The following is a 24,231-nucleotide window of genomic DNA, read 5'->3' on the forward strand; positions in this document are numbered from 1 at the left end:
ATCGCCGCGGGCCCGCCGAACGGCCACCGGCTGTCGGTCCTGGGGCGCGGTGAAGGGGCCCAGAAGGTGGGGGAGGTGTTCCGACACCATCCGGGACGCCCTCAACTCCTGGCGTTCGGAGCACGGGGTTCCCCTGCTGGAGCGCCTCCCCTGGGTGACACCCGAGCAGTGGAACCGCTTCCACCTGCCCTTCGCCGAGCAGCACCTGGACCGTGCGCAGCTCTTGCGGGTCACCGCCTTCCGCGCCTACCAGGGCTATCTGTCGGTGACGGAGCCGTTCGACGTCACGCACCAGGTCGCGGACAGCGAACAGGTACTGTTCCGCTCGATCCGGCGCTGGGCCGAGACGCACGAGAGCTCCGCCCGCCGGGTTCCCCAGCCATGGAACGGCCGGCGTACCGCGCCCGCCGCCGTCGGTACCCACGACAGGGCTTAGCCGAGGAGGGAAGGTGTCGAGCCTGAAGGCGGCGTGCGGTTTCTGGCGAGCGAGTACTGCACGGGGCCGGTCCACGGTGGACGGACGGTTCGTTACCGACTCTTCGGGAGCGACCTGCTCGGCCTTGAGACGGTAGCTTCCGTCAGCGGCCGGGCGTTGGCCGCACGGCGGGCTCGGTGGCGGGAAGGTCGGCGGCGCTCGGAAGGCTCTCGTCCACCCCTATGCTGCCAAACCCCTCCGACAACGAGTAAGCCAGTTCGTCGGCTCGCCCCCACGCGTCGCCGACGACCTCGAACGGCTTCAGGAAGCCACCGGCGCCGACGAAGTGCTCATCATCACCATCACCCACCGCCACGCCGACCGGGTGCGCTCCTATGAACTGCTCGCCGAGGAGTGGCAACGCCACCGATCCGAGTCGGTCACGCGGCGACCGCGTCGGCGGAACCCGGGCTGCTCAGCACCGCTGAGAACTGGTCGACGACCCGTTCGAGCCCTTCCCGTGCCGTGGGGTCCACCACGACACCCCCGTCGTCCCGCGCTTCGATGTGCTTGTCCAGCACGAACCAGCCCGGCGTGATGTGTGCGGCCCCCATGGAGGCGAGCACCGGACGCAGCCCGTAGTCGATGGCCAGCACATGAGCGGTGCTGCCGCCGGTTGCCAGTGGCAGCACGGTCTTGCCCTCCAGCGCGTACTGCGGCAGCAGGTCGAGCAGCGACTTCAGCAGCCCCGAGTACGCGGCCTTGTAGACCGGGGTGCCGATGACGACGGCGTCGGCCCGCGCGACGAGCTCTGTGACGCGGACGATCTCCGGATGTCCGAAGTCCGCGTGCAGCAGGGCCTCGGCCGGAAGGGTGCGGATGTCCAGGGGGATCACCTGGTGCCCCTGTGCGGCGAGCCGGGAGTCCAGCTGGCGCAGGAGACGGGCGGTGCGGGAGGTGGCGGAGGGGCTTCCCGAGACGGACAGGACGGTGGACATGGAGGGTCACCTCGAAATCGTCGGTGCGGGGCAATCAATGGTCGCGGGACGACGTCAGAGCGCCTTGCCCGGGTTGAGGATGCCGCGCGGATCGAAGGCCGCCTTGACACGGCGCTGGAGTCGGTGCTGGTCCGGTCCGAGCTCGTCGGCGAGCCAGCGTCGTTTGAGGGTGCCCACGCCGTGTTCACCGGTGAGCGTGCCGCCGAGGCGGAGGGCGGCGCCGAAGATGTCGCCCGCGGCCTGCCAGGTGGCGTCCGGGATGCCGGGGAGGGCCGGGTCGAGGACGAGAATGGGGTGGAGGTTGCCGTCGGCGGCATGGGCGAAGGTGAAGATCCGCACCCCGTGGCGGTCGGCCGCGGCGTCGATCTCGCGTACGGCCGTGGCCAGTCGGTTCCGGGGTACGGCGATGTCTTCGATCAGGACCCGGCCCAACCGCTCCAGCGAGGGCAGGGTGAGCCGCCGCGCGGCGAGCAGCCGGTCCGCCTCGGCCGGGTCCCCGGTGACCTCGACCGAAGTCGCCTGCCCGCGCAAGCACCGTACGGCCGCGTCGGCCTCGGCGGCCGCGCCCCGCCCATCGCACTGGAGGAGCAGCAGAGAGCCCCCGCGCGACCGCAGAGCCGTGCCCTGGGCATCGTCCACCGCGCCCAGTACCGGGCCGTCGAGCAGCTCTGCCATGGCGGGCTCGACACGGGCGGCGGTGAGCGCGGAGACGGCCTCGGCACCCTGGGCGAACGTGGCGAAGTACGCGGCGACCGTGACGGTCTCCTCCGGTACCGGGCGCAGCCGCAGGGTGGCGGCGGTGATCACCCCGAGGGTGCCTTCGGAGCCGGTGAGCAGGGCGGTCAGGTCATAGCCGGTGACGCCCTTGACCGTGCGCCGTCCGGTCCGCACCAGCGTGCCGTCCGCGAGCACCGCGTCAAGGCCCAGGAGCGCGTCCCTGGTGACCCCGTACTTGGCGCAGCGGAGCCCGCCCGCGTTGGTCGCGATGTTCCCGCCGATGGTCGAGATCGCCGTGCTCGCCGGGTCGGGTGCGTAGCGCAGTCCGAACTCGCCCGCCGCGCGGTCCAGGTCGGCGGTGATGACACCCGGTTCGACGACGGCGATCTGCTCCTCGGGGCTCAGCTCCAGGATGCGGTTCATGCGTGACAGATCGAGGACGACACTGCCCGCGCCCGCGCTCGCCCCGCCGGAGAGACCTGTTCCCGCCCCGCGCGGTACGACCGGTACCCGTAGGTCGTGGGCGTGCCGCAGAGCCGTCTGGACGTGTTCGGTGTGCGTGGCGTGGACGACCGCGAGCGGGACGCCGTCCGGCCTGCTGCCGGAGCGGTCGGTGGCGTACGGGCCGGTGGCCTCGGGGCCGGTGCCGAGCGTCCCGTCGGGCAGGGCGCGGCGCAGGGCCGCCAGCAGCGCGGTGGCAGCCGTGTCGGTGGTATCCGTATCGGCGGCATGCGCGGGTGCGGAGCCCGTGCGGTCGGCCGTATCCGGATCGGACAGCGGGGCGGTCATGTCGGCCTCTCACTTCGTGTGCCGAGCGCGGCCGCGCCGATGGCGAGCAGCGCCGTGTCTTCCTGCGGGGCGTGGACCGGGGCGCACTGGACGTCCCGGAAGTGACGCTCCAGGGGGTTGTCGCGGGACAGCCCCGGATTCCCCAGCAGCCGCACTCCCAGGGCGACCGCCTCGGCGGCGTGCCGGTCCGCCAGGACCCGGGCGCCCAGCGCGTGCTCGGCGGTGTACGAGCCGTCGGCCCCGTCGACCCGCTCCGCGCCCGTGAACACCAGATGTTCGGCGGAGTCCAGCCGCAGCGCGATCTCACCGGCCACACGCCGGAAGCGCTCGGTACGGGCCACCGGATGGCCGAGGTTGGCGGGGACCCGCTCGTGGGCGAAGCGGTGGACGTAACCCTGGGCGGCGCGCGCCACGCCCAGGTAGAGGGCGGCGAGCGGCAGATGGAGGGCCGCGCCCGCGCGGTTGTCCTGCTCCGCCGCGGCGCCGTGCCCGGTCAGGTCGATGACGTTGCCCTCGGGGATCTCGACCTCGTGCAGTGCGATGTCATGGCTTCCGCTGGCGCGCAGCCCCAGATGGTCCCAACGGTGGGTGACCTCGATTCCGGGGGCGGTGCCGGGCACCACGAAGGTGCCGACCCGTGGCGTGGGCTCGTCCGTGGCGGCCCACACCAGCAGCCAGTCCAGCCCTTCCACACCCGTCGCGAAGCGCTTGTGGCCGCTGAGCGACCAGCCGTCCGAGGTGCGCCGGGCCACCGTCGAGGGCAGTCCTCCTCGCGCGGGTGAGCCGAGTTCGGGCTCGCCACGGACATGGTTGAGCAGCACCGGCCGCGAAGCGGCCTCGGCCAGCACCTGCCCGTAGAGCTCTTCCGGCCAGTGCGGCCGCACGGCCTGGCGGCGGTGGACGGAGAGGCTCATGGCGGCGATCAGCGCCACCGACGGGTCGCCTTCGCCGAGCGCGTGCAGGATGCGCGCGGTGGCCGCCACCCCGAGGGCGGGACCCCCGTACCGCTCGTCGACGGTGGCGGTGAGCAGCCCGGCCTCGTGCGCGGCGCGTATCCCCTCGGCCGGAAAGGTGCCGTCGCGGTCGTACCCGGCCGCGGTGGTGGCGAGCCGTCGCGTCACGGAGGAGAGCGAGGTCAGGTCCGGGACGGGAAGCGAGAGGTCGGTGGTCATGAGGCGAGTTCCTTGCGCAGTCGCGGGGTCAGACGGTCGCTCCAGAATTCGCTCACCTTCAGCTTCCGCTTCACCGCGCCGAGGTCACCGAAGGCGTCGGCGACCTTCTGCTCGGAGGCGGTGGCCCCTGGGCTCACCGGCCGTATCCCGGTCCTGCGCTGGGCCTGTCCCTCCGTGAACTCCTCCAGCGCCTGATCCACCGGCTGGTGGGTGGCGGCGGCCATGAGCTTCGCGTACTCCTTCTGGCGACCGTCGCGCACATAGGCGAACGCCTTGTCGATACGGGCCAGCAGATTTGCCAGCGCCTTGCGCTCCGCCGCGCCGCCGAGGGTGTCGTCCGAGGCCGTCCACAGGAAGTTGCCGGAGAGGATGTCCTTGCCGGAACCGATGGTGCGGGCGCCACGCTGATGGGCGGTGATGACCGCGTTGCCGTATCCGGCGAACGCGTCGATGGAACCGCCGTTCAACGCGGCGATCCCCTTGTCGGGATCCAGCGGGGCGGCCTCGATGTCGTCCCAGCCGAGTCCGGCCCGCTTCAGGAGTTCGTAGAGGAAATAGTGGGCGGTGGTGTTCTTGACGTAGCCAACCTTCTTGCCCCGCAGTTGCGACATCGAGGTGATCGGGGACCCCTTGGGGGCCACGACCTCCTGGTTGAGGGTGTTGCCGCGCCTCACGGCGACGACCTTGAAGTTCGGCTTTCCGTCGGCCGCCGCGAAGACCGGCGGGATCTCGCTGGAACTCGCCACGTCCAGCGCACCGGCGCGCACCGCCTCCAACTGCCGGTCGCCGCCCTGGAACAGGCTCCACTTCACGTCGTAAGGGGTGTCGTCCAGATGCGCGAACTTCAGCAGCGCCTCCTCCTCCTTCCAGCCGGTCGCCCCGACCCGGAGGGTGACGGAGGATCCCCTCCCGCCCCCATCCGCTCCCGCGGAGCCGCCACAGGCGCTCAAGCCACCGGCGGTCAGCACCACGACGACGGCGAGAGCGGTACGGGCGCGGGCGCGCCGGGGACGGTGGGCCGGGAGCCTGGACATGCCGGTGATGCCTTTCATGAGGGGAACGGGGGAGAAGGGATGTCAGGCGGCCGAGGTGGCGGCGCGGTGCGCCAGCTCCTGACGGACCAGCGGCAGGACGTGACGCCCGTAGTCGATGGCGTCGTTGAGCGGGTCGTAGCCGCGGATGGACAGCAGCTCGCAGCCGATGTCGACGTAGTCGAGCAGCGCCTTGGCGACCGTCTCCGGGGAGCCGACCAGTGCCGTGGAGGCGCCGGCGGCGTTGGTGGCCGTGGCGGGCGCGGTCCACAGGCAGCGGTCGTGCACCTCGCCGCGCTCGGCGACGGCCAGCAGCCGCTGCGATCCGACGTTGGACGGGGTGCCCTGGCCGACCGCCGGGTAGTGCCGGCGCTTGGCCCGCTCGGCGTGGTTGGCCTTGACCGCGCCCAGGGTGCGGTGGGCCTTCTCCCAGGCCAGCTCGTCGGTGGGGGCGATGATCGGCCGGAAGGACACCCAGATGCGCGGCCGGGGGCGGCCCGCGGCGTCCGCGTAGGCGTTCACCGAGGCGATCTGCTCGGCGGTCTCCTTCAGCGGTTCGCCCCACAGCCCGAAGATGTCGCCCTGCTGCCCGCCCACCCGGTACGCGTCGCTCGACGAGCCGCCCACCGAGATGGGGATGGTGCCGTGGTACGGGGCGACATCGGAGCGGAAGCCCTCGAAGCGGTAGTACGGGCCCTCATGGGAGATCGGCCCATCGGCCTCCCACACCCTGCGCAGGATCTGGATGTACTCGTCCGAGCGGGCGTACCGCTCGCTCTTGCCCAGGTAGTCGCCCTCGCGGTGCTGCTCCTCGTCGTTGCCGCCGGAGATGATGTGCACCACCAGTCGCCCGGCGCTGATCTGGTCCAACGTGGCCAGTGCGCGGGCCGCGTGGGTGGGGAAGACCACCCCGGGGCGGTGGGCGAGGACCGGTTTGATGCGCTCGGTGTGATGGGCGACGAACTGGGCCAGCTGGAGCGCGTCCGGTGCGGCCGAGTGGTAGGTGACCAGGGTGTAGTCGAAGCCTGAGTCGTCCAGGGCACGGGCGTAGCGGCGGGCGTAGTCCACATCGATTCCGGAACCCGCGGTGGGGTCGCCCTCGGTGGCGGGGTTGGGGTGGACGGCGCTGATGAACTCGACGGGCATGGCTGCGGTCACTCCTTGACGAGGCTGGTGTCGACGTGGTCGGCGACGGCCGGGCTGGGGGTGAGCACACCGATGTCGTGCATGGTGTCGCCGACCTTCTGCACGGACCGGATCACCGGCTTACTCACCGGCAGCAGTTCGCTGTTGGCCTGGTCGACCAGGGCCTTGGCAACCGTGGCCGAGGCGCCGTTGGTGTGCTGGATGGCCTTGGCGTACTCCGCGGGGTGCCGGCGGGCCCAGGCCAGCGCCTTGTCGAGGCGGCGCAGGTAGTCGGTGATGGCCTTCTTCTTCGCCGGGACGTCAAGGGCCTTCTCGGAGGCCCCGATGAAGCCGTAGCCGCTCACCCTCCCGTTCGCCCCGTTGACCAGGAGACGGCCCCCGTGCTGCTCGGCCACCGTCTTGTACACCCCGAACGTGGCCCAGGTCTCGACCTTGCCGGAGGTGAAGGCGGCTTGGGCGTCGGTGGGCAGCAGATACTGCACATGGACGTCCGAGTAGCTCAGCCCCGCCTGCTGCAGCGCGTGCGCCAGAAGATATTCGGCGATGGACCCCTTGGCCGAGGAGACGACGACCTTCTTCCCCTTGAGGTCCTTGACGCTCTTCACGGGCGAGTTCTTGCGGACAACGATCCCGGTGTGGGTGCCGTCGTTGTGCAGCGCTCCCACGGCCTTGACGCGTACCCCGCCGGCGAGTGCCTGGAGAGTGGGCAGATCGGCGGCGTACGAGGTGTCGGCGGCCCCGGCCTGCACGGCCTGGAACAGCGGTGCGGCACCCTCGAACTCGGCCCACTTCACCTTGTACGGCGTTCCCTTGAGGGCGCCGGAGGCGTCGAAGAGCGTCTTGAGGTTCTTGGCCTGGTCGCCGAGGGTCAGTGTCACCTTCGACGGATCGGTCTCGGACGCCGCCTGGCTGTCGCCCGCGCACGCGCTGGTGGCGAGGAGGGCGGTGAGCGACAGCGCGGCGCCGAGCGCGCGCGCCGCGGCCGTGGTCCTGCGGTTCCGGGTGTTCAAGCGATTCATGTGGTTCATGCGGTCACCTCTTCACGATGGTGCGAAAGGGCCGAGGCGTCGTCGACGCCCAGCCGCCGCAGGAGTTCGCCGCGCAACGCCACGAAGTCGGGGGAGCCGAGGTCGCGCGGGCGGCCGAGGCCCACCTCCGCCTCGTAGGCGATGCGCCCGTCGTCCATCACCAGCACCCGGTCGGCCAGCAGCAGCGCCTCCTCGACGTCGTGCGTGACCAGCAGGATCGAGCAGCCGTGCCGCTGCCACAGATCGGCCACCAGCCGCTGCGCCTTGCCGCGGGTGAGGGCGTCGAGCGCGCCGAACGGCTCGTCCAGCAGCAGCAGTTCGGGCTCGTGCACCAGCGCACGGGCCAGGGAGACACGCTGGGCCTGACCGCCGGAGAGGGTCCGGGGCCAGGCGCCCGCGTACTCCTCGATGCCGACCTCGGACAGATAGCGCTCGGCGAGCGCGCGGTCCCCGCCCGGCAGACCGAGCACGACGTTGTGCCACACCCGCAGCCATGGCATCAGCCGTGGCGACTGGAAGGCCACCGAACGCCGCTCCGGTACGTCCACCTCGCCCTCGGTCTCGCTGTCCAGCCCGGCGAGGATCCGCAGCAGCGTCGACTTCCCGCAGCCGCTCTGGCCGAGCAGGGCCACGAACTCGCCCTCCCGGATGGTGATGTCGAGCCCGTCGATCACCGTCTTGTCGCCGAAGGCGCGCGTCAGTCCGCGAACCTCCACGCTGTTCGTGCCGTTCACCGCGGTCACGCTCCCTCTCCCTCGAACGAGGCCCGCCAGTCCAGCAGCCGCCGGGACAGCAACCGCACCGCGAAGTCGCAGAGCAGCCCCAGCACCGCGTACACGGCGAGGCACAGGACGATGACGTCGGTCTGGAAGTACTGCTGGGCGTTGCTCATCAGATAGCCGATACCGGCGTCCGCGTTGACCTGCTCGGCGAAGACCAGGGCCAGCCACGCGGTGGACAGCGCGTACCGCAGCCCCACCAGCGCACCGGGCAGCGCGGACGGCAGGATCACGTACCGGATCAGTCCGATGCGGCCCAGGCCCACCATCCGCCCGGCCTCGATCAGTTGCGCGTCGGCGGACCGGATGCCGCCGTAGATGTTGAAGTACAGCGGGTAGGTGACACCGAGCGCCACCAGCGCGATCTTCGGGGTCTCGTCGATGCCGAACCAGACGATGAACAGCGGGATCAGGCCCACCCAGGGAATGGCCCGGAACATGCCCATGGAGGCGTCGATGACGTCCTCGCCCAGCCGGAACAGCCCGGCGGTGAGCGACAGGGTGAGCGCGACGGCCGCGCCGATGAGGAAGCCGATCGCCGCGCGTCGGCCGGAGGCTGCGATGGCCTGCGTCAGCTCACCGGTGCCGATGAGGTCCGCCCCACGCTGCACGACGTCGACGGGGGAGGCCAGCACGGTCTCCGGGAGTACGCCCGTCGTGGCGGCCAGGTACCAGATCAGCAGCAGTCCGACGGGTCCGGAGGCGCGCCGGACCCCGCGCGGGACCCGCAGGCGGGTCCGGGGCCGGGCGCGTGCGGCGGTGCGGCGGGATGTCCGCGTCACGGCGGGCTCGACGGGCGGCGTCGGGTCCTTCGCCGCACCGGGGGGTGGGGGTGCGGAGGTGCGCGGGGGCGGTGAGGCCCCGGACACGGAGGAGCGCGGGGAGGGCATGATGCGGCCTCTCGGTCGGGAAGTGTTCACAGGAGGTGTGCCGGCGGCGGATCAGCCCGCTGCCGCACCCACGGCCGCGGGGCGCGCGGTGTCGGAGGACCAGGCGGACCAGGAGCCGGGGTAGAGCGCTGCCGTGATGCCGACGCGGGCCAGGGCCGCGACCGTGTGGGCGGCCGTGACGCCGGAGCCGCAGTAGACACCGACCTCTGTCGTGCCGTCGGCGCCCAGCGCGGTGAAACGCCGCGCGAGCTGCTCCACGCTGTCGAATGTGCCGTCCGGCGCCAGATTGTCGCCCGTCGGAGCGGACAGGGCGCCGGGAATGTGTCCGGCGCGCGGATCGATAGGCTCGGTCTCGCCCCGGTACCGCTCGGCCGCCCGCGCGTCCAGCAGGACGCCCGTACGGGCCACTTCGGCCGCCGCGTCGGCGTCCAGCACCGGCAGGTGCCCCGCGGCGAGGACGACGTCCCCCTCGGCCGGAGGAGTGGGCTCGTTCGCTTCGACCGGAAGTCCGGCCGCGCGCCACGCGGCCAGCGCCCCGTCCAGCAGCGAGACCCGCTCGACCCCGGCCCACCGCAGCAGCCACCAGGCGCGAGCGGCGGCGGTGTTGCCGTTGTCGTCGTACACCACCACCGGCCGACCGGTGGTGAGCCCCCAGCGGCGCGCTGCCCGCTGCAACGCGACGGGGTCCGGCAGCGGATGGCGGCCGCGCTCCGGGGTGGGAGGTGCGGCGAGTTCGGTGTCCAGGTCGACGTAGACCGCACCGGGGAGGTGTCCGGCGAGGTAGTGCTCATGGCCGTGCGGATCGCCGAGCCGCCACCGTACGTCCAGGACGACGGGCGCCGGATCACCGTGGGACAGCCGGGAGTACAGCTCGGCCGGAGTGGTGAGGACGGGGGCGGTCATCCGAGGTCCTCCGTGACGGCGATGGGTGCGAGACCGGAATCCAGCCGCAGCCGCTCCAGGAAGAGGACCACCGTGGCGGCGGCGGTGCGGTGGGTCATGTCGTTGAGGACGTCGTGCCGCGTGCCGGCCAGGCTCACCAGCTCCGCGCCGGTCAGGCCGCGGAACACGCGGCGGACGTCAGTGAGCGGGCTGACGGTGTCCTCGGCGCCGTGCAGCCCGAGAACCGGAACGGAGATCCCGTCCAGCACCGGCGACTCCAGCGCCGACGGGCCCGCCAGGGCGCCGCGCCGGAACGCCGCGTCGGCGGTCAGCCTGCCACGGTGCGTGGGGCAGGCGGTGCGCCGCTCCAGCTCGTCCTCCCAGTCAGAAGCGGCCGTTTCGGCGTCCGAAGTGGCCGTTTCGGCGGGGTGCGGCCCGGTGGGCAGCCCGGCGAGGATCAGTGCGTCGAGCCCGGTGGCGCCGAGGGCGGCGAGCCGTGCCGCGTGGGACGCCCCGGTGTCGGAGCCGACCAGTACGCGGGGACCCGGGTGTGTCTCGTCGCGCAACAGCTTGGTGGCCGCCTCGGTGATGGCCTCCGGGTCGGACGAGGCGTCCCCCAGGGCGCGGACGCGATAGCCGTCGGCGGAGATCCGGCGGCCGAACCGCTCGTACACACCGCCGTGTTCACCCCGCCCGGGGAGGAGCACGAGCGTGCCACGCGGGGCGATTCCTGCGGGTTCGTCCCAGAAGTGGACAGGCTGAGCAGAGGACATGAGAACTCGATTCATCGACAGCGACGCCCGCCCGCACGAGCGAGGCGGAGCAGCCGCGCGGGCGCAGAGGCGCGGACGGGACAGGAGGAGATGAAGGAACGAAGCCGTTCCCGACGCGGAAGCGAGCAGGCGAACAGGCGACGGCGAACGAGCGAAGACCGGCGGCGAGGGCCGGGGAGAGCTGTTGGTCAGCGACAGCGCATGGCGCCGGTGCGGCCGAAGTCGACCACGCGCCGCCGGGTCAGCCAGGCGCACCGGGCGCGGCACACCGCCGGTCCGGCGGCCGAAGGCCCGGATCCGGTGCGGTGCGTGCGCGGCCGGCGGGCCGCCACGAGCAGTGTGCGTGGCATGACCTCAGGATGCACGAGCCCGGAGTCGGGCGTCCAACGATGATTTGCCATCAAAATCGATCGTGATCAGCGATCGATCGGTGTTAGCCTGCGCACATGCGGCCGGTACTGGACATCGTGGCGTTGCGTAGTCTCATCGCCGTCGCCGACTACGAAGGCTTCCACCGCGCCGCCGGCGCACTCGCCCTCAGCCAATCCACCGTCAGCCAGCACATTCGGCGGCTGGAGAAGTCCCTCGGACGCCCCATCGTCGAACGCGACGGCAGGAAGACCCGGTTCACCGCCCACGGCGCCCGACTGCTGGAAGAAGCCCAGCAGATCGTCGGCGCACACGATGCCGCCCTTCGCCGGCTCATGGGGGAGGACCAGCCCGACGAGGCACCCGTCGCCATCGGCGCCACCGAACACGGCGCCGACCAGATCCTTCCCGTACTCACCGCGGCCGTACGCGACACCCGGCCCGGCGCCGAGGTCCGCGTGCGCATAGACCGCTCGGCACGGCTGTCGGACGCCGTCGCACGCGGCGAACTCGACCTCGCCGTCTACGTCACCGAGGCGGCACACGCCCCGGGCACCTCCGTGGGCGAACTGCCCCTGCGCTGGTACGCCGCCCCCGGCTGGACACCACCCGCCGCCCCTGCCCCCTTGCCCCTGGTCGCCATCAGCGACCCGTGCGTGATCCGTAGCCGTGCCCTGACCGCGCTCGCCTCCCAACACACACCCGCCATCGTGGTCGCCGAGGCCGGATACCTCGCCGGGGTCCTGGACGCGGCCCGCGCCGGACTCGGCGCCGCGCTGCTCGCCACCCCCGGCAGCCCGTACCCTGACGGCCTCACACCACGCCACGACCTCCCCGCCGTTCCCCCGGTCGGCCTCAGCGCCCTGGCCCGCAGCGGCTGCGACCCCTCCCTGGCCCGAGCCACCATCGAGGCGGTACGTGCCCTGCTCACCTCCCGCGAGGCGGACACCGCGGTGTGAGCCGACGCCCGGTGACCTCGTGCTTCGGGCGGGCCTCATCGCCCCGGCGGGGTGGTGGTTTCCGGCCCGCGTGGTCAGGCGCTTCGGCCGCGGCGGATGAGCAAGTACATCTCACAACCCAGGCAGTAAAAGCCGTCGGCCGCACCGGCTTCGCACCACGACTGAAGGACTCCGGCCAGGTCCTCGGGCGTGCCGGTGAAGCGCAGGGATGCCTCGGTGAAGGGCGTCGCTGTGAGGGAGTCCAGATGGGCCATGGTGCGGGCCGCCCCCTCGCCGGTGGCCTCCAGCACGGCGGTGACATCGGCCAGGACCACCACGTCGTCGGGGTCGCGGCCCGCTGTCAGCACGGTGGACCGGATCCGCTCCCGTTGCCGGGCTGCGGCCACCGGATCGGGTTCGGTGCTCCTGATGACGTCGGCGCGCCGGACCGCCACCTCGAACTCCTCGGGCCGGCCGGCGCGCCGCACGAGCAAGGGCTTCCCTGCGGGGGCCGTGGTGTGATCGACGCGCCGCGTACGGAGAAGAACTCGCCTTCGAGGTCCGTGTAGTGAAGCGTGTCGCGGTCGACGAACCGGCCCGTTGCCGCCTCCGCTTCGGTTTCGGAGACCGCCACCTGCCGGCCGGCACGTCCGAGACCGATGAAGTCGAGTGTGGCGATCGCCTTGGACAGGTGAAACGGCCGTCGAGTGAGACGGCCAGGTGAAGGCGGAAGCCGGTCTCCTACCGCCCCGGCTCCCGCCAGCCGGGTCGTCTCACACACGGACGCCCGTTCCGTGAACCCCGTGTTGATCGATGAGCGCGAGCTCCTCATCGGTCAGCGGCGGGAACTCCAGCGCCTTCAGGTTGTGGTCCAGCTGCCAGGTTGAGCTCGCGCCGATGAGCGCGCTGGTCACCTGCGGCTGCCGCAGGACCCATTGCAGCGCCAGCTGCGCCAGCGACTGTCCGCGCTGCTGGGCGATGCCGTTCAGCGCCGTCGCCCGTTCGCGGTAGGTGTCGTCGATGGCGTCAGGCGTCAGGAAGTCGCTGTGCTGGGCCCGGGCGCCCTGGGGGATCGTGCCGTCGAGGTACTTGTTGGTCAGCAGGCCTTGGGCGAGCGGGCTGTAGACGACGAGGCCGAACCCGTCTTGGGCGGCGAGCTTGAGCAGGCCATTGAGTTCCGGGCGACGATCGAAGATCGAGTACCTTGGCTGGTGCACCAGCAGCGGGACGCCGGCCTGGCGGAGCAGCTCGGCCACTTCGTGGGTGCGCTCGGGGGCGTAGTTGGAGATTCCGGCGTACAGCGCCTTTCCGGATTGGACCGCGGTGACCAGCGCACCGGCGGTCTCCTCGAGTGGGGTGGAGAGGTCGGGGCTGTGGCTGTAGAAGATGTCGACGTAGTCGGTGCCCAGGTCGCGCAGGCTGTGGTCGAGTGAGGCCAGCAGCGACTTCCGCGAGCCGCCCTTGAGGTAGGGGCTCGGCCCGATCGGATTCCCGGCCTTGGTCGACAGGATCAGCTCGTCCCGGTAAGGCGCGAGGTCCTTCCGCAGCACCGTACCGAAGACCTTCTCGGCGGCGCGGTGCGGCGGACCGTAGCGATTGGCGTTGTCGAAGTGGGTGATGCCGAGATCGAAGGCGTGCAGCAGGATCTCACGCTGGGTGGCGTAGGGGTGGTCGGCGCCGAACTTCTGCCACAGGCCGAAGGAGAAGGCGGGCAGGTCGAGGCCCGAGTTGCCGGCGCGGCGGTACTCCAGCTTCTCGTAGCGGTCGTCCGCCGCCTGGTAGGCGGTCTCGAAGGATCCGGCGGATGTCATGGGTCGGTCTCCGTTCAGAGTGTGGCGGTGACGTGGATGTCGGTCAGCGGGGTGGAGCCGCAGGCGGTGAGCCGTCGGCCGGTGGCGTCGAAGCCGTCGAGCACTTCGACGCCCTCCCGGTCGATGGGGACGGTGATGAGGACGACACGGTCGTCCTCATCGACCGCGGTACCGCCGAACCAGTCCGCGTAGAGGCCACCGGTGCTGTAGTGCTTCGTGGAATGTCGACGTTGATGTGCAAGTGGCGAGTCACTGCGGGACGGCGGCGGAGTCGAGGAGGGTGCGCATGTCCGGGACAAGCCGGGTGGCGCGCCGCCATGGAAGCAACGGGCAGCGCTGGGCGTATCGGCGTGCGCGGCGGCCACGCTCGATCAGCTCAGCCGTGGGCGCGTCCTCGTCAACATCGTCAGCGGGCTGGACAACCCGGCCGCGTATGGTGACACCACCGTCGAACCTGACGGGCGGTACGCACGCACACAGGAGTTCCTGCATCTCCTGCGGCGCCTGTGGACCGAGGAGGATGTCACCTTCCGCGGCGAGCACTTCCAGGTCACCGGCTCAACGGTGGCACCGCGCCCCTACGCCGGCGATTCCAGGGCGCATCCGACGCTCTACTTCGGTGGCGCATCCGAGGCCGCCGAGCGGGTGTCGGCGAGCGAGGCCGATGTGCAACTCTTCTGGGGCGAACCACTCGACGGGCTCGCCGAGCGCATCGCGCGGCTCAAGGCATTGAGCGAGCAGGTGGGCCGCAGGCACAAGCCGCTCGAATTCGGGCTTCGGATGACGACGCTGGTGCGCGACACCACCGAGGAAGCATGGCGCGCGGCCGAGGAGAAAGTCGCCACGATGGCGGCCGGTGCCGGCAAGACGAACTGGACGGGGAACCGCAGGACGGCGGTCGGGCAGCAGCGGCTCTTCAATCTCGCCCGGCGTGGTGAGGTCCTCGACACTTGCCTGTACACCACCCCCGGCACGTTCGGCGGCGGGGGAGCGGGGACCACCTGGCTGGTCGGCTCCGCCGACGACGTCGCCGCGGCGCTGAACAACTACCGCAGGCTCGGAATCACCCACTTCGTGCTCTCCGACACCCCGTACAAGCAGCAAGTCAGCCACGTCGGTGACCAACTGCTGGACCGGCTACGGGAGCTGGCCGTGTGAGGAGCACGGCGGCTCCCGGGCTCAGGCGTCGCCCTGAAGCCGGGCGTGCTGGTGCATGTCGTGCCAGCCATCCGCATGCAGAAGCGCACTGCGCCGAATGCCCTCGAAGGCAAAGTCGGCCTTCGCCGCCACCCTGCAGGACGCCTCGTTGCGGTCGGAGTGCGCGAGTTCCAGGCGGTGGAAGCCCGCCTCGGTGAACGCCCAGTCGGACAACGTGCTGAGAGCGCGAGGGGCAACACCCCGGCCCCGGCGTGGGGCAGAACCCAGTACGCACACTCAGCGAGCCCCTGGGACAGGTCCATCCAGCGCAGGGCCACCCGGCCCACGATCTCACCGCCGACCGCGTGAGTGATCGCCCACTGGGCCGCGCGCTCCTCCTGCCATTGCCGGCCGGCGGCCGCGATCCACTCGTGGGCTTCGGCCCGCGAGGCCAGGTGGTTCACGTGCCAGCGCCGGATCGTCGCGTCCTGGAAGGCACCCCGCAAGGCCGCGGCGTCACCGAGCACCCAGGGCCGCAACAGCAAACCGCCATCACACGACACAAGAGAGGGCTGGACCGAACCGGACAGACTCCCCGCCGGGATGACAGGCGCGATCGAAAGACTCATGACCGACATCATCTCCACGTCAGGAACGAGCGTCGGCCCTCTCCGGTACCGGGGTGGGGTGCCCTCGACCGGGCGAGTCTCAGAAGAAGCCGGTCAGGGGCGGGGCCTCGGCGTTGAGGAGGTAGTCGCCCACCACGCGCGCCTTGTGGGCGATCGGATTGTGGCTGACGAGCGTGCGCGCGTTGCGCCAGTGCCGGTCGAAGTTGAACTCGCGCCGGGTGGCGGAGGCCCCGCCCACGTCGTACAGGCGCTCCGCCGCCCGCAGCGCCGCCCGGGCGGCGACCACCTGGGCCTGTGCCACATCCGTAGCCGCCTCGGCCAGCGCCGGTTCGGCGCCCGCGACGCCGTCCTCGCCGGGGGCGCCGGCGAGCGCCCGGTCGATGGCGGCGGCCGCGCGGAGCACGGTGGCCTCGGCCCCGTACCCGAGCGCCGCGATCTCGCCCACGGTGTGCTGCACGAACGGGTCCTGGACCGCCTGCTCGACGCCGCTGTGCCGGACCGCGCGGGCACGGTCGCGGGCGTAGTCGATGGCGTCGCGCGCCGCGTTCTTGGCGATACCGGTCTCCACGGCGGCGAGGAAGAGCTGGTGATACGCGCCGAGATGGGTTCGGCGCACCCCCACGGCCTCGTCCACGACGACTTCGTGCGGGTGCACCACGACGTCGTCCAGCTCCGTGGTGCCGCTGGCCGTCATGCGCTGGCCCATGCCGTCCCAGTCGTCGACCAGCCGCAGACCGGGGCGGCCGCGCGGCACGACGGCGCGCACCCGCCGGTCTCGGTGGTCCTTCGCGGCGACCACCACCCAGTCGGCGAACAGGCTGCCGGTGCTGTAGTACTTCGTGCCGCTCAGCCGGTAGCGGCCGCCGTCGGGTGCCAGCGTCGCGTGGATGTCGCCGGGGTGCTTGGCCGCGGTCTCCCCGGTGGCGTTGCCGAACAGCTCGCCCGCGAGGGCCGCCGGGAACCACCGCTCGCGTTCCGCCTCCGTGCCGTCGCTGATGAGCTTCTCGACGAAACCGAAGTGCGGGCGGAGCGCCTGCGCCACGTTGGAGTCCGCTTCCGAGAGGTCGATGACGACCTGGAAGAGGTCCACCAGACTCGCCCCCGGGCCGCCGTACGCCGCCGGAACCCGCAGGCCCCCGATGCCACTGGCCCGCACCGCGTCCATCGACGCGTACGGCAGCTCCCGCGCCGCCTCGCGGCGCGCCGTGTCGACGGCGAGGGAGGCGGTCAGCTCCGGTACGCGGTCCAGGAGGTCCCTGAGGGAAACCGTTCCGGGCCGGTGGGCGGTACTGGTGCTCATAGGGCCGTGGCCCCTTTCTGCTCGTATGACGGTGCCGGTACGGGAAGTCCCAGGTGGTCGCGGAGGGTCGTGCCGGTGTAGCCGTGGCGGAAGACGCCGCGAGCGCGGAGGATCGGCACGACGTGGTCGACGAAGACCTCCAGGCCGTCGGGGAGCGCGTCGGGCAGCAGGGTGAAGCCGTCCACGAGACCGGCAGACCACCAGGTGGTGATGTCGTCGGCGATCTGCTCGGGGGTGCCGACGACCGAACGGTGGCCGCCGATGGTGCGCGCGGCGAGCTCGGCCAGGGACAGCCCCTCGCGGCGGGCGATCTCGGCGTGGGTGCGGAAGAAGCCGGTGGGCAGCCGGTCCGGCGGTGGTCCGCTCAACCGGGCGTCGGTCAGGGGTGCTTCGGGGTCGGTGGTGGCGGGGTCCAGGCCGAGCGTACGGGCCACCCGACCGATCTGCCGCGCGTCCTCGGGTACGCCAGCCTCGAGCGTGGCGAAGCGGGTACGGGCCTCGGCCTCGGTGCTGCCGATCACGGGGGTGAGGCCGGGCAGCAGCCGGATGCCGGACACATCCCGTCCGTACCGGTGCGCCTGTTCGGCGAGCCGGGCGCGGTAGCCGCGGGCCGCCTCCGCGTCGAGCAGCGGGGTGTAGACCGCCTCGGCGAAGCGTCCCGCGAACGCCAGCCCCTGTGGCGAGGCCCCGGCCTGCAGTGTCACCGGGCGTCCCTGCGGTGAGCGGGGCACGTTGAGCGGCCCCGCGACGTCGAAGAACTCGCCTGTGTGGTCGGTGGCGTGAATGCGGTCGGGGTCGGCGAAGCGCGCGCCGGAGGTGTCGGCGATGAGCGCGTCGTCCTCCCAGGAGTCCCAGAGCCGGTGCACCAGGCCGGTGAACTCCTCCGCCCTGCGGTAGCGGGTGTCGTGATCCGGGGGCGCGTCGAGGCCGAAGTTGCGTGCCGCGTCCGGGAAGAAGGTGGCGACCGCGTTCCAGGCGGCGCGCCCATGGGAGGCGTGGTCGAGTGAGAGCACACGGCGGGCGAGGTTGTAGGGCTCGTTGAAGGTGGTGGAGCCGGTGAAGACGACCCCGACGCGCTCGGTGGCGGCGGCGAGGTAGGTCAGCAGCATCGACGGTTCAAGGGCCTGCCCGGGCCCCTGGGCGATGCCGTGGTACAGGGCGGGGATGTCGGCGAGGAACACCCCGTCGAGCGCGCCGCGCTCGGCGGTCCGGGCGACGCGCAGATGGTGTTCGGGGTCGATGTACGCGTCCGGGGCCCGGCCGGGCAGGGTCCAGGCTCCGGGATGGTTGCCGACGCCCGTGATGTTCACGAGGAAGCTGAGGGGACGTGGCATCAGACGGTCGCCTCCACGGTGTCGTGAGCGGGCCGGGCGACCGGGGGCCGGGCCAGGCCGAAGTGGTCGCGCAGTGTGGTGCCCGCGTATTCGTCACGGAACAGTCCCCGGCGGCGCAGTTCCGGGATCACATGCTCGGCGAAGGCGGCGAGCCCGCTGGGGAGCACATCGGGCATCAGGTTGAAGCCGTCGGCCGCGCCCTCGCTGAACCACTCCTCGATGGTGTCGGCGATATCGGCCGGGCTCCCGGCGACGACACGGTGGCCGAGCCCGCCGCCGAGCCGCCGGATCAGCTGCCGGGCGGTCAGCCGTTCGCGCCGGGCGAGGTCGGTGGTGACCGTGAAGAACGTCTGCAGCCCCTGGACGTTCTCGGCGGGGCCGATGAGGTCCCACGGTAGTTCAGCGTCCGGGTCGAGGGCGTCGGCGTCGATGCCCAGGAGGGCGGCGAGCCGGTCCAGTCCGTAGCGGAGCGGGATGAGGTCCTGGAGGCTGTTCAGCCGCTCCAGCGCCTCGTCGCGGGTGGCGGCGACCACCGTGGACAGGCCGGGCAGCACGACGATGCGGCCGGGGTCACGGCCGAGTTCGGCGGCGCGGGTTTTGACCGCCCGGTAGTACGCCTTGCCCTCGTCGAGCGTCTGCGCGGCGCTGAAGACGGCCTCGGCGTGCGCGGCCGCCAGCTCGATGCCGTCGGGTGATCCGCCGGCCTGGACGAGGACGGGGCGGCCCTGGGGCGGGCGCGGGGTGTTCAGCGGTCCCCGTACGCGGAAGAACTCGCCCTCGTGGTCGATCGTGCGGATACGGTCCGGGTCGGCGAACACGCCGCGCGCGGCGTCGCCGACGAGGGCGTCATCGTCCCAGCTGTCCCACAGCGCGCCGACGACCTCGACGAACTCGGCGGCGCGCCGGTAGCGGTCGCGGTGGGCCGGTGCCTGGTGGATCCCGAAATTGCGGGCGGCGGCGGGACCGGCCGTGGTCACTGCGTTGAAGCCGGCCCGGCCCCGGCTGAGGTGGTCCAGGGCGGCGAACCGGCGGGCGATGTTGTAGGGCTCGTTGTAGCTGGTGGAGGCGGTGGCGATCAGGCCGATGCGGCTGGTGTGCGCCGCGATTCCGGCCAGGATGACGGTGGGTTCGAGTGCGTATTCGGGGCGGTGGGCCACGTCGGGGGTGAGGACGGGAGTGTCCGCGAGGAAGACGGCGTCGAGCTTCGCGGCCTCGGCGATGCGGGCGGTGGCGATGTAGTGGTCGAGGGAGAAGGCGGCACGCGGGTCGCCGTCCGGGGCGCGCCACGCGCCGGCGAAGATCCCGGACTGGAAGATGTTGACGTTGAGGTGCAGGTGGCGCCTGCCGGCAGTGAGGGTCATGGGGCGGCTCGCTGTCGCTGGTCGGTGGGGAGCTTCGCGGGCTGGGTCTCCACGTCGAGGTCGTCTTTGATGAACCGCGCGACCCGGGGGTCGGCGAAGGCGGCCTTGAGCCGGGTGATGGCGGGGTCGTCCTCATAGGCGGTGCCGACGACGAGCTGGATGGCGAACCGTTCGTCGGCCGGTGGCAGCAGGAGTCGCTGCTTGATCGGGACTTTGGCGACGCGGAACTTGTAGGCGTAGTTGATGGCGGCGTCGACGTCCGGGAGGGAGCGGGCGATGGCGTCCAGGGACACCTCGTGCCACGTGAAGTGGTGCGGGTTCGCGGCGATGTCGTCCAGCTGCGCGGTGAGCGGGTCCACGTCCTTGTCGAGCTTGATCAGGCCCACTTTCTGAAGCGTCAGCAGTGCCTGGGTCTGGTTCGCGGGGTCGTTGGGGAGGGTGATCCGGGCGCCGTCCGGGAGGTCCTTCACGCTGGTGTGCTTCTGCGAGTAGAGGGCGAACGCCTGGGTGAAGACGGGTTGGACGGCCTTCGCTTGGTAGCCCTCATTGGCCACGATCACCTTGAGCCACTCGGCGTGCTGGGTGATGTTGGCGGCGAGCTTGCCGTCCGCGGTGGAGCCGTTGACCTGATTGGCGTCGTTGACGGGATACGGCTTGACCGTGATGCCGTGGTCCTGGTCGACCTTGTCGGCGATGTACTTCACGATGGCGCTCTGCGGGATGCTTCCCTGGTTGTAGCCGACCTTGAGGGTCTTCCCCAGGGGCGGGTGGTCCTCGCCGCCGAGCCGCGCCGCGACGAGCGAGCCGACGACGAGGACGGCGGCGCCGACCAGGGCGGTGACGGCGATGCGCCGGGGGGTTCGCGACTTCAGCTCGAACCCGTGGTCGTGTACGAAAGGCATGGTCGTTCCCCGGTGGGAGAGAAAAGTTGATGGGGGTGTGGCGGCTCGGGGCGCTGCGGTCAGTGGGAGAGCCTGCGCACGACGCGGTCGCCGGTGAACTGGATCAGCTGCACCATGACGATGAGCGTGACGATCGTGGCGGTCATGACGGTCGTGTCGAAGCGCTCGTAGCCGTAACTGATGGCCAGGTAACCGATGCCGCCGGCCCCGATGGTCCCGGCGATGGCGGAGAACTCCAGCATGCCGACGATCGCGATCGTCAGGCTTCCTGCGAGCGCGGGCAGCGCCTCCGCCAGCTGCACCGAGACGATCACCTGAAGGCGTGAGCCGCCCGCGGCGCGACCGGCCTCGGTGGCTTCGCGGGGGACCTCGCGCAGGGCCGTCTCCACGAGGCGGGCGAAGTACGGAATGCCCGCCAGCGACATCGGTACGATCGCGGCGGACACGCCGATGGTCGTTCCCGAGACGTAGCGGGTGAACGGAATGATCGCGGCCATCAGGATCAGGAACGGCAGCGAGCGGCCCAGGTTGACCACCCAGCTGAGCCCGGCCTTGAGGGTCCGGTGCGGGAACAGCCCGGCGGGCGAGGAGTTGTGGAGAACGACGCCCACCGGAGTGCCAACGGTGATCACGATGAGCATGACGGCCGCGACCATCCGCAGGGTCTGGCCGATCGCGGGGAAGAGCAGCGGCCAGAGGTTGTCGAGTTCGGTGCTCATACGGCCGCCTCCGTGACTGCCTCGCGTACGGGCTCGGGGGACAGCGGCTGGTCGGGTACCTCCGGGGGCAGCGGTTCGGCGTGGATGCCCCAGCCGTCCAGGGCCAACGTCAGCTCGTCGGCCCGGTCCTCGTCGATCGCGATGGTCGCCCGGCCGGCCACCCGCCCGGCGATCTCCTCCACGGTCGCGGACAGGATGTGGACATCGAGCCCGTGGTCCGCGCCGAGGCGCGTCAGCCAGTCTGTGGGCACCTCGTGCCCCTGATAGGTGACGCGCCAGGTGACACGCCCGGTCCGCTCCCGTGTGAACGGGCGGTCGGGCAGCAGCGCGTTGCCGAGCGCGGACCGCGGATCGGCCACGAGCCGGTCGACGGGCCCCGACTCGACGACATGCCCCCCGCGTAGCAGGGCGGCGGTGTCCGCCACTTCACGGACCACCTCCATCTCGTGGGTGATCAGGAGGATGGCCAGATCAAGGTCCGTGCGCAGCTCGCGCAGCAGGCCGAGGACGGAGCGGGTGGCGACGGGGTCGAGACCGGAGGTGGCCTCGTCGGACAGCAGCACCCTGGGGCGCAGGGCCAAGGCCCGTGCGATGCCGACGCGTTGGCGCTGGCCGCCGGAGAGCTGGGCGGGGTAGTAGTCGGCGCGGTCGGTGAGGCCGACCCGTTCCAGCAGTTCGGCGACGCGGTGCTTCTCCTCCCGCGCGGTCACGCCGAGATACCGCAGCGGCATCGCGACGTTTTCCGCCGCCGTGCGTCTGCGCAGCAGATTGGCGGACTGGAAGACCGTTCCGATGGCCCGCCGGGCATCGCGCAGCTCGCGCTCCGGAAGGTCCGTCACATCGGTACCGGTCACCCAAACGCGCCCGGACGTGGGGCGTTCTAGCAGGTTGACGCAGCGTGCCAGGGTGCTCTTTCCGGCGCCGCTGGGGCCGACGACGGCGCCGATGGTGCCCCGCGCGATATTCAGGTCGATTCCATGGAGCACCGGCCGCGCACGTGTACCGGTACCGAAGGTCTTATGCAGTTTCTCTACACGGATCACCGTGTGGACTCCTCGACGCTCTGGGAGGGAGCGGGCGGGCACGTCGATGGGACAGACGGCTCGCCCCGAGCGGGGGTGGGGTTCAGTGAGAGAAACAAGCAGCACTGGTGATCACCATGTGATCGACCGTGCGTCGGCGCGTGAAGCGACGGGTCCGCGACATGGGGATGGATGCTCACAGCCCTCGTCGTCACAGGTCAAGGGCCGACCGCATCATGAGACGGGCAGGAGCGCGGGAGATCGGCGCTTGGCGGTGGGCACTTGACCGCTCCACGGATGGCGGTGTTTCGTGACGGTCATGCCCTCCGTGTTTCTGGTGCACCGCCACCACGTCGACTTCGGTCGAGTGGTGAGCGCGCAGTGTTGTTGAGGCGCTGATTCCTGCCTGCGGGCACCCCTTCGCACGAGTGCGGACGGCGCGTCCTGTCGCTGTCCAGCCTCCCGGTGGGTCCCTCAGGTTCGACTTCTTCCCAGGGCCGTGCTGTGAGCGGTGGCCCTGTCGTCCCCGTCCTCACCCCCCCCACGTCGATCCGAGTGCCGACGAGTGCCCGATGTGCGCCGGTGAGGTCATGAGGCCCATGAGAGAGTTAGCGTGACGACTCATCAGGCACCTGTGCTCCGCGCCGCCGCCGAAGCGACCGAGCGCGCGTTTCTCCGGGATCTCGGTGACGTTCTCGCCGAGGACGGCGCGTCGCTCGTCGACGGGCAGCGCGCCCTGCACTACCTCCACGATCGCTCCGGGGGCGAGACGGCGCGGACCGATGTCCGCGCGCTCGCCGTCGTACGCCCCGCCGACGCGGACGGAGTCGCGGCCGTCCTCCGGCTCGCCCACCGTCACCGCGTCCCCGTCGTCACCCGCGGCGCCGGTACGGGGCTGTCGGGCGGGGCGTCCGCCGTCGACGGATGTGTGGTGCTCAGCACCGAACGGCTGGACCGCATCGTGGAGATCTCGCCCGAGGACGAGGTCGCCGTCGTCCAGCCAGGGGTGATCAACGCCGATCTCAACAAGGCGCTCGCCGAGCACCGGCTGTACTTCGCCCCCGACCCGGCCAGCGACGCCATCTCCACGATCGGTGGAAACATCGCGACCAACGCGGGCGGGCTGCGCTGCGCGAAGTACGGGGTCACCCGCGATTCGGTGCTCGCCCTCGATGTCGTCCTCGCCGACGGAACCGCCCTGCGCGGCCACCGCAGCGTCAAAGGCGTCACGGGCCTGGACCTGACGGCACTGTTCGTCGGCTCGGAGGGCGTCCTCGGCGTGATCGTCGGCGTGACCGTGCGCCTGCGTCCGCTCCCTGTCGCCACGGCCACGGTCAGCGCGTACTACCCGTCCGTACAGGCGGCGTCGGGCGGCGTGCGGGAAATTTCGCGGGCGGGCGTCGTTCCGGCGGTCGCCGAGCTCATCGACAACGCCAGTCTCCGCAACATCGACGAGTACAGCGGCTCCCGGCTGACCGACGGCGGCGAGGTGCTGCTGCTGGTGCGGACGGACGGACACGCCGCCGCGGCCGAGGCCGCCGATGTCGTCACGGCGCTGCGCCGCGCGGGCGGGGACGCACACCTGGTGACCGACGAGCGGGAGTCCGAGCGGCTGTGGGAGCTGCGCCGCTCCGGGCGCGGCCGGATCCGCCCGGTGTGGTCGGTCGGCGAGGACGTGGCCGTGCCCAAGTCCCGGGTGGCGGACATGTACGAGGAACTGGAGCGGATCGGGCGGCGTCACGCGCTGGACTTCGCCGCCGTCGCGCACGCGGCCGACGGCAACCTCCACCCCGTGCTCTCGCGGCCCGTGCCCGAAGGCACCGACCCCGGCGCCCCTTCACCGCCCGAACTCGACGTCGCCGAAGACGAGTTGGTGCGCGGAGCGCTGGCCCTGGGCGGCACGGTCACCGGCGAGCACGGGGTGGGCGCCACGAAGCGCCGTTGGCTGGAGGACGAGCTCGGGGCAGCCGGGCTCGCGCTCCAGCGGAGCATCAAGGCCGTGTTCGACCCCAACGGCATTCTCAACCCCGGCAAGGCCATCTAGCCCAGGACGCTGATCGCCGCGGATGCCTCGCCCGCCCGCTTCGTC

Annotated in this window: 24 protein-coding genes and 3 pseudogenes; 6 read left to right on the forward strand and 21 right to left on the reverse strand. The window is 71.6% G+C overall.

The window, feature by feature from the left end; translation table 11 throughout:
- The first annotated feature begins 154 nt into the window (after positions 1-154).
- The 3 genes and pseudogenes from ACH4SI_RS00220 to ACH4SI_RS00230 form a co-directional block, all read left to right on the forward strand.
- Positions 155-436, forward strand: a complete 282-nt coding sequence (locus tag ACH4SI_RS00220; RefSeq protein WP_398292373.1) for a hypothetical protein — start codon at positions 155-157, stop codon at positions 434-436.
- 87 nt (positions 437-523) lie between these two features.
- Positions 524-613: pseudogene (locus ACH4SI_RS00225) on the forward strand (transporter); the annotation flags it as partial.
- Between the two features lie 73 nt (positions 614-686).
- Positions 687-839 (forward strand): annotated as a pseudogene (locus ACH4SI_RS00230) (LLM class flavin-dependent oxidoreductase); the annotation flags it as partial.
- 16 nt (positions 840-855) lie between these two features.
- Here ACH4SI_RS00230 and ssuE read toward each other — a convergent pair.
- The 11 genes from ssuE to ACH4SI_RS00285 form a co-directional block, all read right to left on the reverse strand.
- Positions 856-1,413 (reverse strand): NADPH-dependent FMN reductase, encoded by a 558-nt coding sequence (gene ssuE, locus ACH4SI_RS00235; protein WP_398290854.1) that lies wholly within the window; start codon positions 1,411-1,413, stop codon positions 856-858.
- Positions 1,414-1,467: 54 nt separating this feature from the next.
- Positions 1,468-2,919, reverse strand: coding sequence for an FAD-binding oxidoreductase (locus tag ACH4SI_RS00240; protein ID WP_398290856.1), 1,452 nt, complete (start codon positions 2,917-2,919; stop codon positions 1,468-1,470).
- Entirely contained in the window at positions 2,916-4,091 is a 1,176-nt protein-coding gene (locus ACH4SI_RS00245; RefSeq protein ID WP_398290858.1) for an acyl-CoA dehydrogenase family protein, read from the reverse strand. The genes ACH4SI_RS00240 and ACH4SI_RS00245 overlap by 4 nt, the downstream gene beginning before the upstream one ends.
- Positions 4,088-5,125 carry an ABC transporter substrate-binding protein gene (locus tag ACH4SI_RS00250; protein ID WP_398290860.1) on the reverse strand — a complete coding sequence of 346 codons (1,038 nt, stop codon included), beginning with the start codon at positions 5,123-5,125 and terminating at the stop codon, positions 4,088-4,090. The genes ACH4SI_RS00245 and ACH4SI_RS00250 overlap by 4 nt, the downstream gene beginning before the upstream one ends.
- 42 nt (positions 5,126-5,167) lie before the next feature.
- Complete coding sequence (locus ACH4SI_RS00255) at positions 5,168-6,268, reverse strand: LLM class flavin-dependent oxidoreductase (protein WP_398290862.1); 1,101 nt, start codon at positions 6,266-6,268, stop codon at positions 5,168-5,170.
- Between the two features lie 8 nt (positions 6,269-6,276).
- The gene (locus ACH4SI_RS00260) at positions 6,277-7,296 is read right to left on the reverse strand and encodes an ABC transporter substrate-binding protein (RefSeq protein WP_398290864.1); all 1,020 of its coding nucleotides are present in this window, start codon (positions 7,294-7,296) and stop codon (positions 6,277-6,279) included.
- Positions 7,293-8,039 (reverse strand): ABC transporter ATP-binding protein, encoded by a 747-nt coding sequence (locus tag ACH4SI_RS00265; RefSeq protein WP_398290866.1) that lies wholly within the window; start codon positions 8,037-8,039, stop codon positions 7,293-7,295. Before ACH4SI_RS00265 ends, ACH4SI_RS00260 begins: the two co-directional genes overlap by 4 nt.
- The gene (locus ACH4SI_RS00270; RefSeq protein WP_398290868.1) at positions 8,036-8,965 is read right to left on the reverse strand and encodes an ABC transporter permease; all 930 of its coding nucleotides are present in this window, start codon (positions 8,963-8,965) and stop codon (positions 8,036-8,038) included. The genes ACH4SI_RS00265 and ACH4SI_RS00270 overlap by 4 nt, the downstream gene beginning before the upstream one ends.
- A 51-nt stretch (positions 8,966-9,016) precedes the next feature.
- Complete coding sequence (locus ACH4SI_RS00275; protein ID WP_398290870.1) at positions 9,017-9,868, reverse strand: sulfurtransferase; 852 nt, start codon at positions 9,866-9,868, stop codon at positions 9,017-9,019.
- Positions 9,865-10,620, reverse strand: a complete 756-nt coding sequence (locus ACH4SI_RS00280; protein ID WP_398290872.1) for an alpha/beta hydrolase — start codon at positions 10,618-10,620, stop codon at positions 9,865-9,867. Before ACH4SI_RS00280 ends, ACH4SI_RS00275 begins: the two co-directional genes overlap by 4 nt.
- Before the next feature lie 188 nt (positions 10,621-10,808).
- The gene (locus ACH4SI_RS00285; RefSeq protein WP_398290874.1) at positions 10,809-10,970 is read right to left on the reverse strand and encodes a hypothetical protein; all 162 of its coding nucleotides are present in this window, start codon (positions 10,968-10,970) and stop codon (positions 10,809-10,811) included.
- A 96-nt stretch (positions 10,971-11,066) separates the two neighbouring features.
- Here ACH4SI_RS00285 and ACH4SI_RS00290 point away from each other — a divergent pair, with 96 nt between their 5' ends.
- Positions 11,067-11,948, forward strand: a complete 882-nt coding sequence (locus ACH4SI_RS00290) for a LysR family transcriptional regulator (RefSeq protein WP_398290876.1) — start codon at positions 11,067-11,069, stop codon at positions 11,946-11,948.
- Between the two features lie 74 nt (positions 11,949-12,022).
- Here ACH4SI_RS00290 and ACH4SI_RS00295 read toward each other — a convergent pair whose 3' ends face one another.
- The 3 genes from ACH4SI_RS00295 to ACH4SI_RS00305 all read right to left on the reverse strand — a co-directional run bounded on the left by ACH4SI_RS00295 (position 12,023) and on the right by ACH4SI_RS00305 (position 14,037).
- Entirely contained in the window at positions 12,023-12,415 is a 393-nt protein-coding gene (locus ACH4SI_RS00295) for a hypothetical protein (protein ID WP_398290878.1), read from the reverse strand.
- A gap of 285 nt (positions 12,416-12,700) precedes the next feature.
- The gene (locus ACH4SI_RS00300) at positions 12,701-13,738 is read right to left on the reverse strand and encodes an aldo/keto reductase (RefSeq protein WP_398290880.1); all 1,038 of its coding nucleotides are present in this window, start codon (positions 13,736-13,738) and stop codon (positions 12,701-12,703) included.
- Between the two features lie 14 nt (positions 13,739-13,752).
- The gene (locus ACH4SI_RS00305; protein ID WP_398290882.1) at positions 13,753-14,037 is read right to left on the reverse strand and encodes a hypothetical protein; all 285 of its coding nucleotides are present in this window, start codon (positions 14,035-14,037) and stop codon (positions 13,753-13,755) included.
- Between the two features lie 37 nt (positions 14,038-14,074).
- Between ACH4SI_RS00305 and ACH4SI_RS00310 the strand changes: the two genes are divergently transcribed.
- A complete protein-coding gene (locus ACH4SI_RS00310; protein WP_398292279.1) occupies positions 14,075-14,896 on the forward strand; it encodes an LLM class flavin-dependent oxidoreductase in 822 nt (273 codons plus the stop codon).
- Between the two features lie 21 nt (positions 14,897-14,917).
- Here ACH4SI_RS00310 and ACH4SI_RS00315 read toward each other — a convergent pair.
- The 7 genes and pseudogenes from ACH4SI_RS00315 to ACH4SI_RS00345 all read right to left on the reverse strand — a co-directional run bounded on the left by ACH4SI_RS00315 (position 14,918) and on the right by ACH4SI_RS00345 (position 22,106).
- A pseudogene (locus ACH4SI_RS00315) lies at positions 14,918-15,516 on the reverse strand (GNAT family N-acetyltransferase).
- 67 nt (positions 15,517-15,583) lie between these two features.
- Positions 15,584-16,804 (reverse strand): acyl-CoA dehydrogenase family protein, encoded by a 1,221-nt coding sequence (locus ACH4SI_RS00320; RefSeq protein WP_398290884.1) that lies wholly within the window; start codon positions 16,802-16,804, stop codon positions 15,584-15,586.
- Positions 16,801-18,138 carry an NtaA/DmoA family FMN-dependent monooxygenase gene (locus ACH4SI_RS00325; RefSeq protein ID WP_398290886.1) on the reverse strand — a complete coding sequence of 446 codons (1,338 nt, stop codon included), beginning with the start codon at positions 18,136-18,138 and terminating at the stop codon, positions 16,801-16,803. Before ACH4SI_RS00325 ends, ACH4SI_RS00320 begins: the two co-directional genes overlap by 4 nt.
- On the reverse strand, positions 18,138-19,499 hold the full coding sequence (locus ACH4SI_RS00330; RefSeq protein WP_398290888.1) for an LLM class flavin-dependent oxidoreductase: 1,362 nt from the start codon (positions 19,497-19,499) through the stop codon (positions 18,138-18,140). Before ACH4SI_RS00330 ends, ACH4SI_RS00325 begins: the two co-directional genes overlap by 1 nt.
- Positions 19,496-20,401, reverse strand: a complete 906-nt coding sequence (locus tag ACH4SI_RS00335) for a MetQ/NlpA family ABC transporter substrate-binding protein (protein WP_398290890.1) — start codon at positions 20,399-20,401, stop codon at positions 19,496-19,498. The genes ACH4SI_RS00330 and ACH4SI_RS00335 overlap by 4 nt, the downstream gene beginning before the upstream one ends.
- Before the next feature lie 59 nt (positions 20,402-20,460).
- Positions 20,461-21,120: a methionine ABC transporter permease gene (locus ACH4SI_RS00340; RefSeq protein WP_398290892.1), complete on the reverse strand. Its 660-nt coding sequence runs from the start codon at positions 21,118-21,120 to the stop codon at positions 20,461-20,463.
- The gene (locus tag ACH4SI_RS00345; RefSeq protein WP_398290895.1) at positions 21,117-22,106 is read right to left on the reverse strand and encodes a methionine ABC transporter ATP-binding protein; all 990 of its coding nucleotides are present in this window, start codon (positions 22,104-22,106) and stop codon (positions 21,117-21,119) included. The genes ACH4SI_RS00340 and ACH4SI_RS00345 overlap by 4 nt, the downstream gene beginning before the upstream one ends.
- A 649-nt stretch (positions 22,107-22,755) precedes the next feature.
- Between ACH4SI_RS00345 and ACH4SI_RS00350 the strand changes: the two genes are divergently transcribed.
- On the forward strand, positions 22,756-24,186 hold the full coding sequence (locus tag ACH4SI_RS00350) for an FAD-binding oxidoreductase (protein WP_398290897.1): 1,431 nt from the start codon (positions 22,756-22,758) through the stop codon (positions 24,184-24,186).
- The last annotated feature ends 45 nt before the right edge of the window (positions 24,187-24,231 follow it).

Source organism: Streptomyces sp. NPDC021212, assembly GCF_044332925.1.
GTDB lineage: Bacteria > Actinomycetota > Actinomycetes > Streptomycetales > Streptomycetaceae > Streptomyces.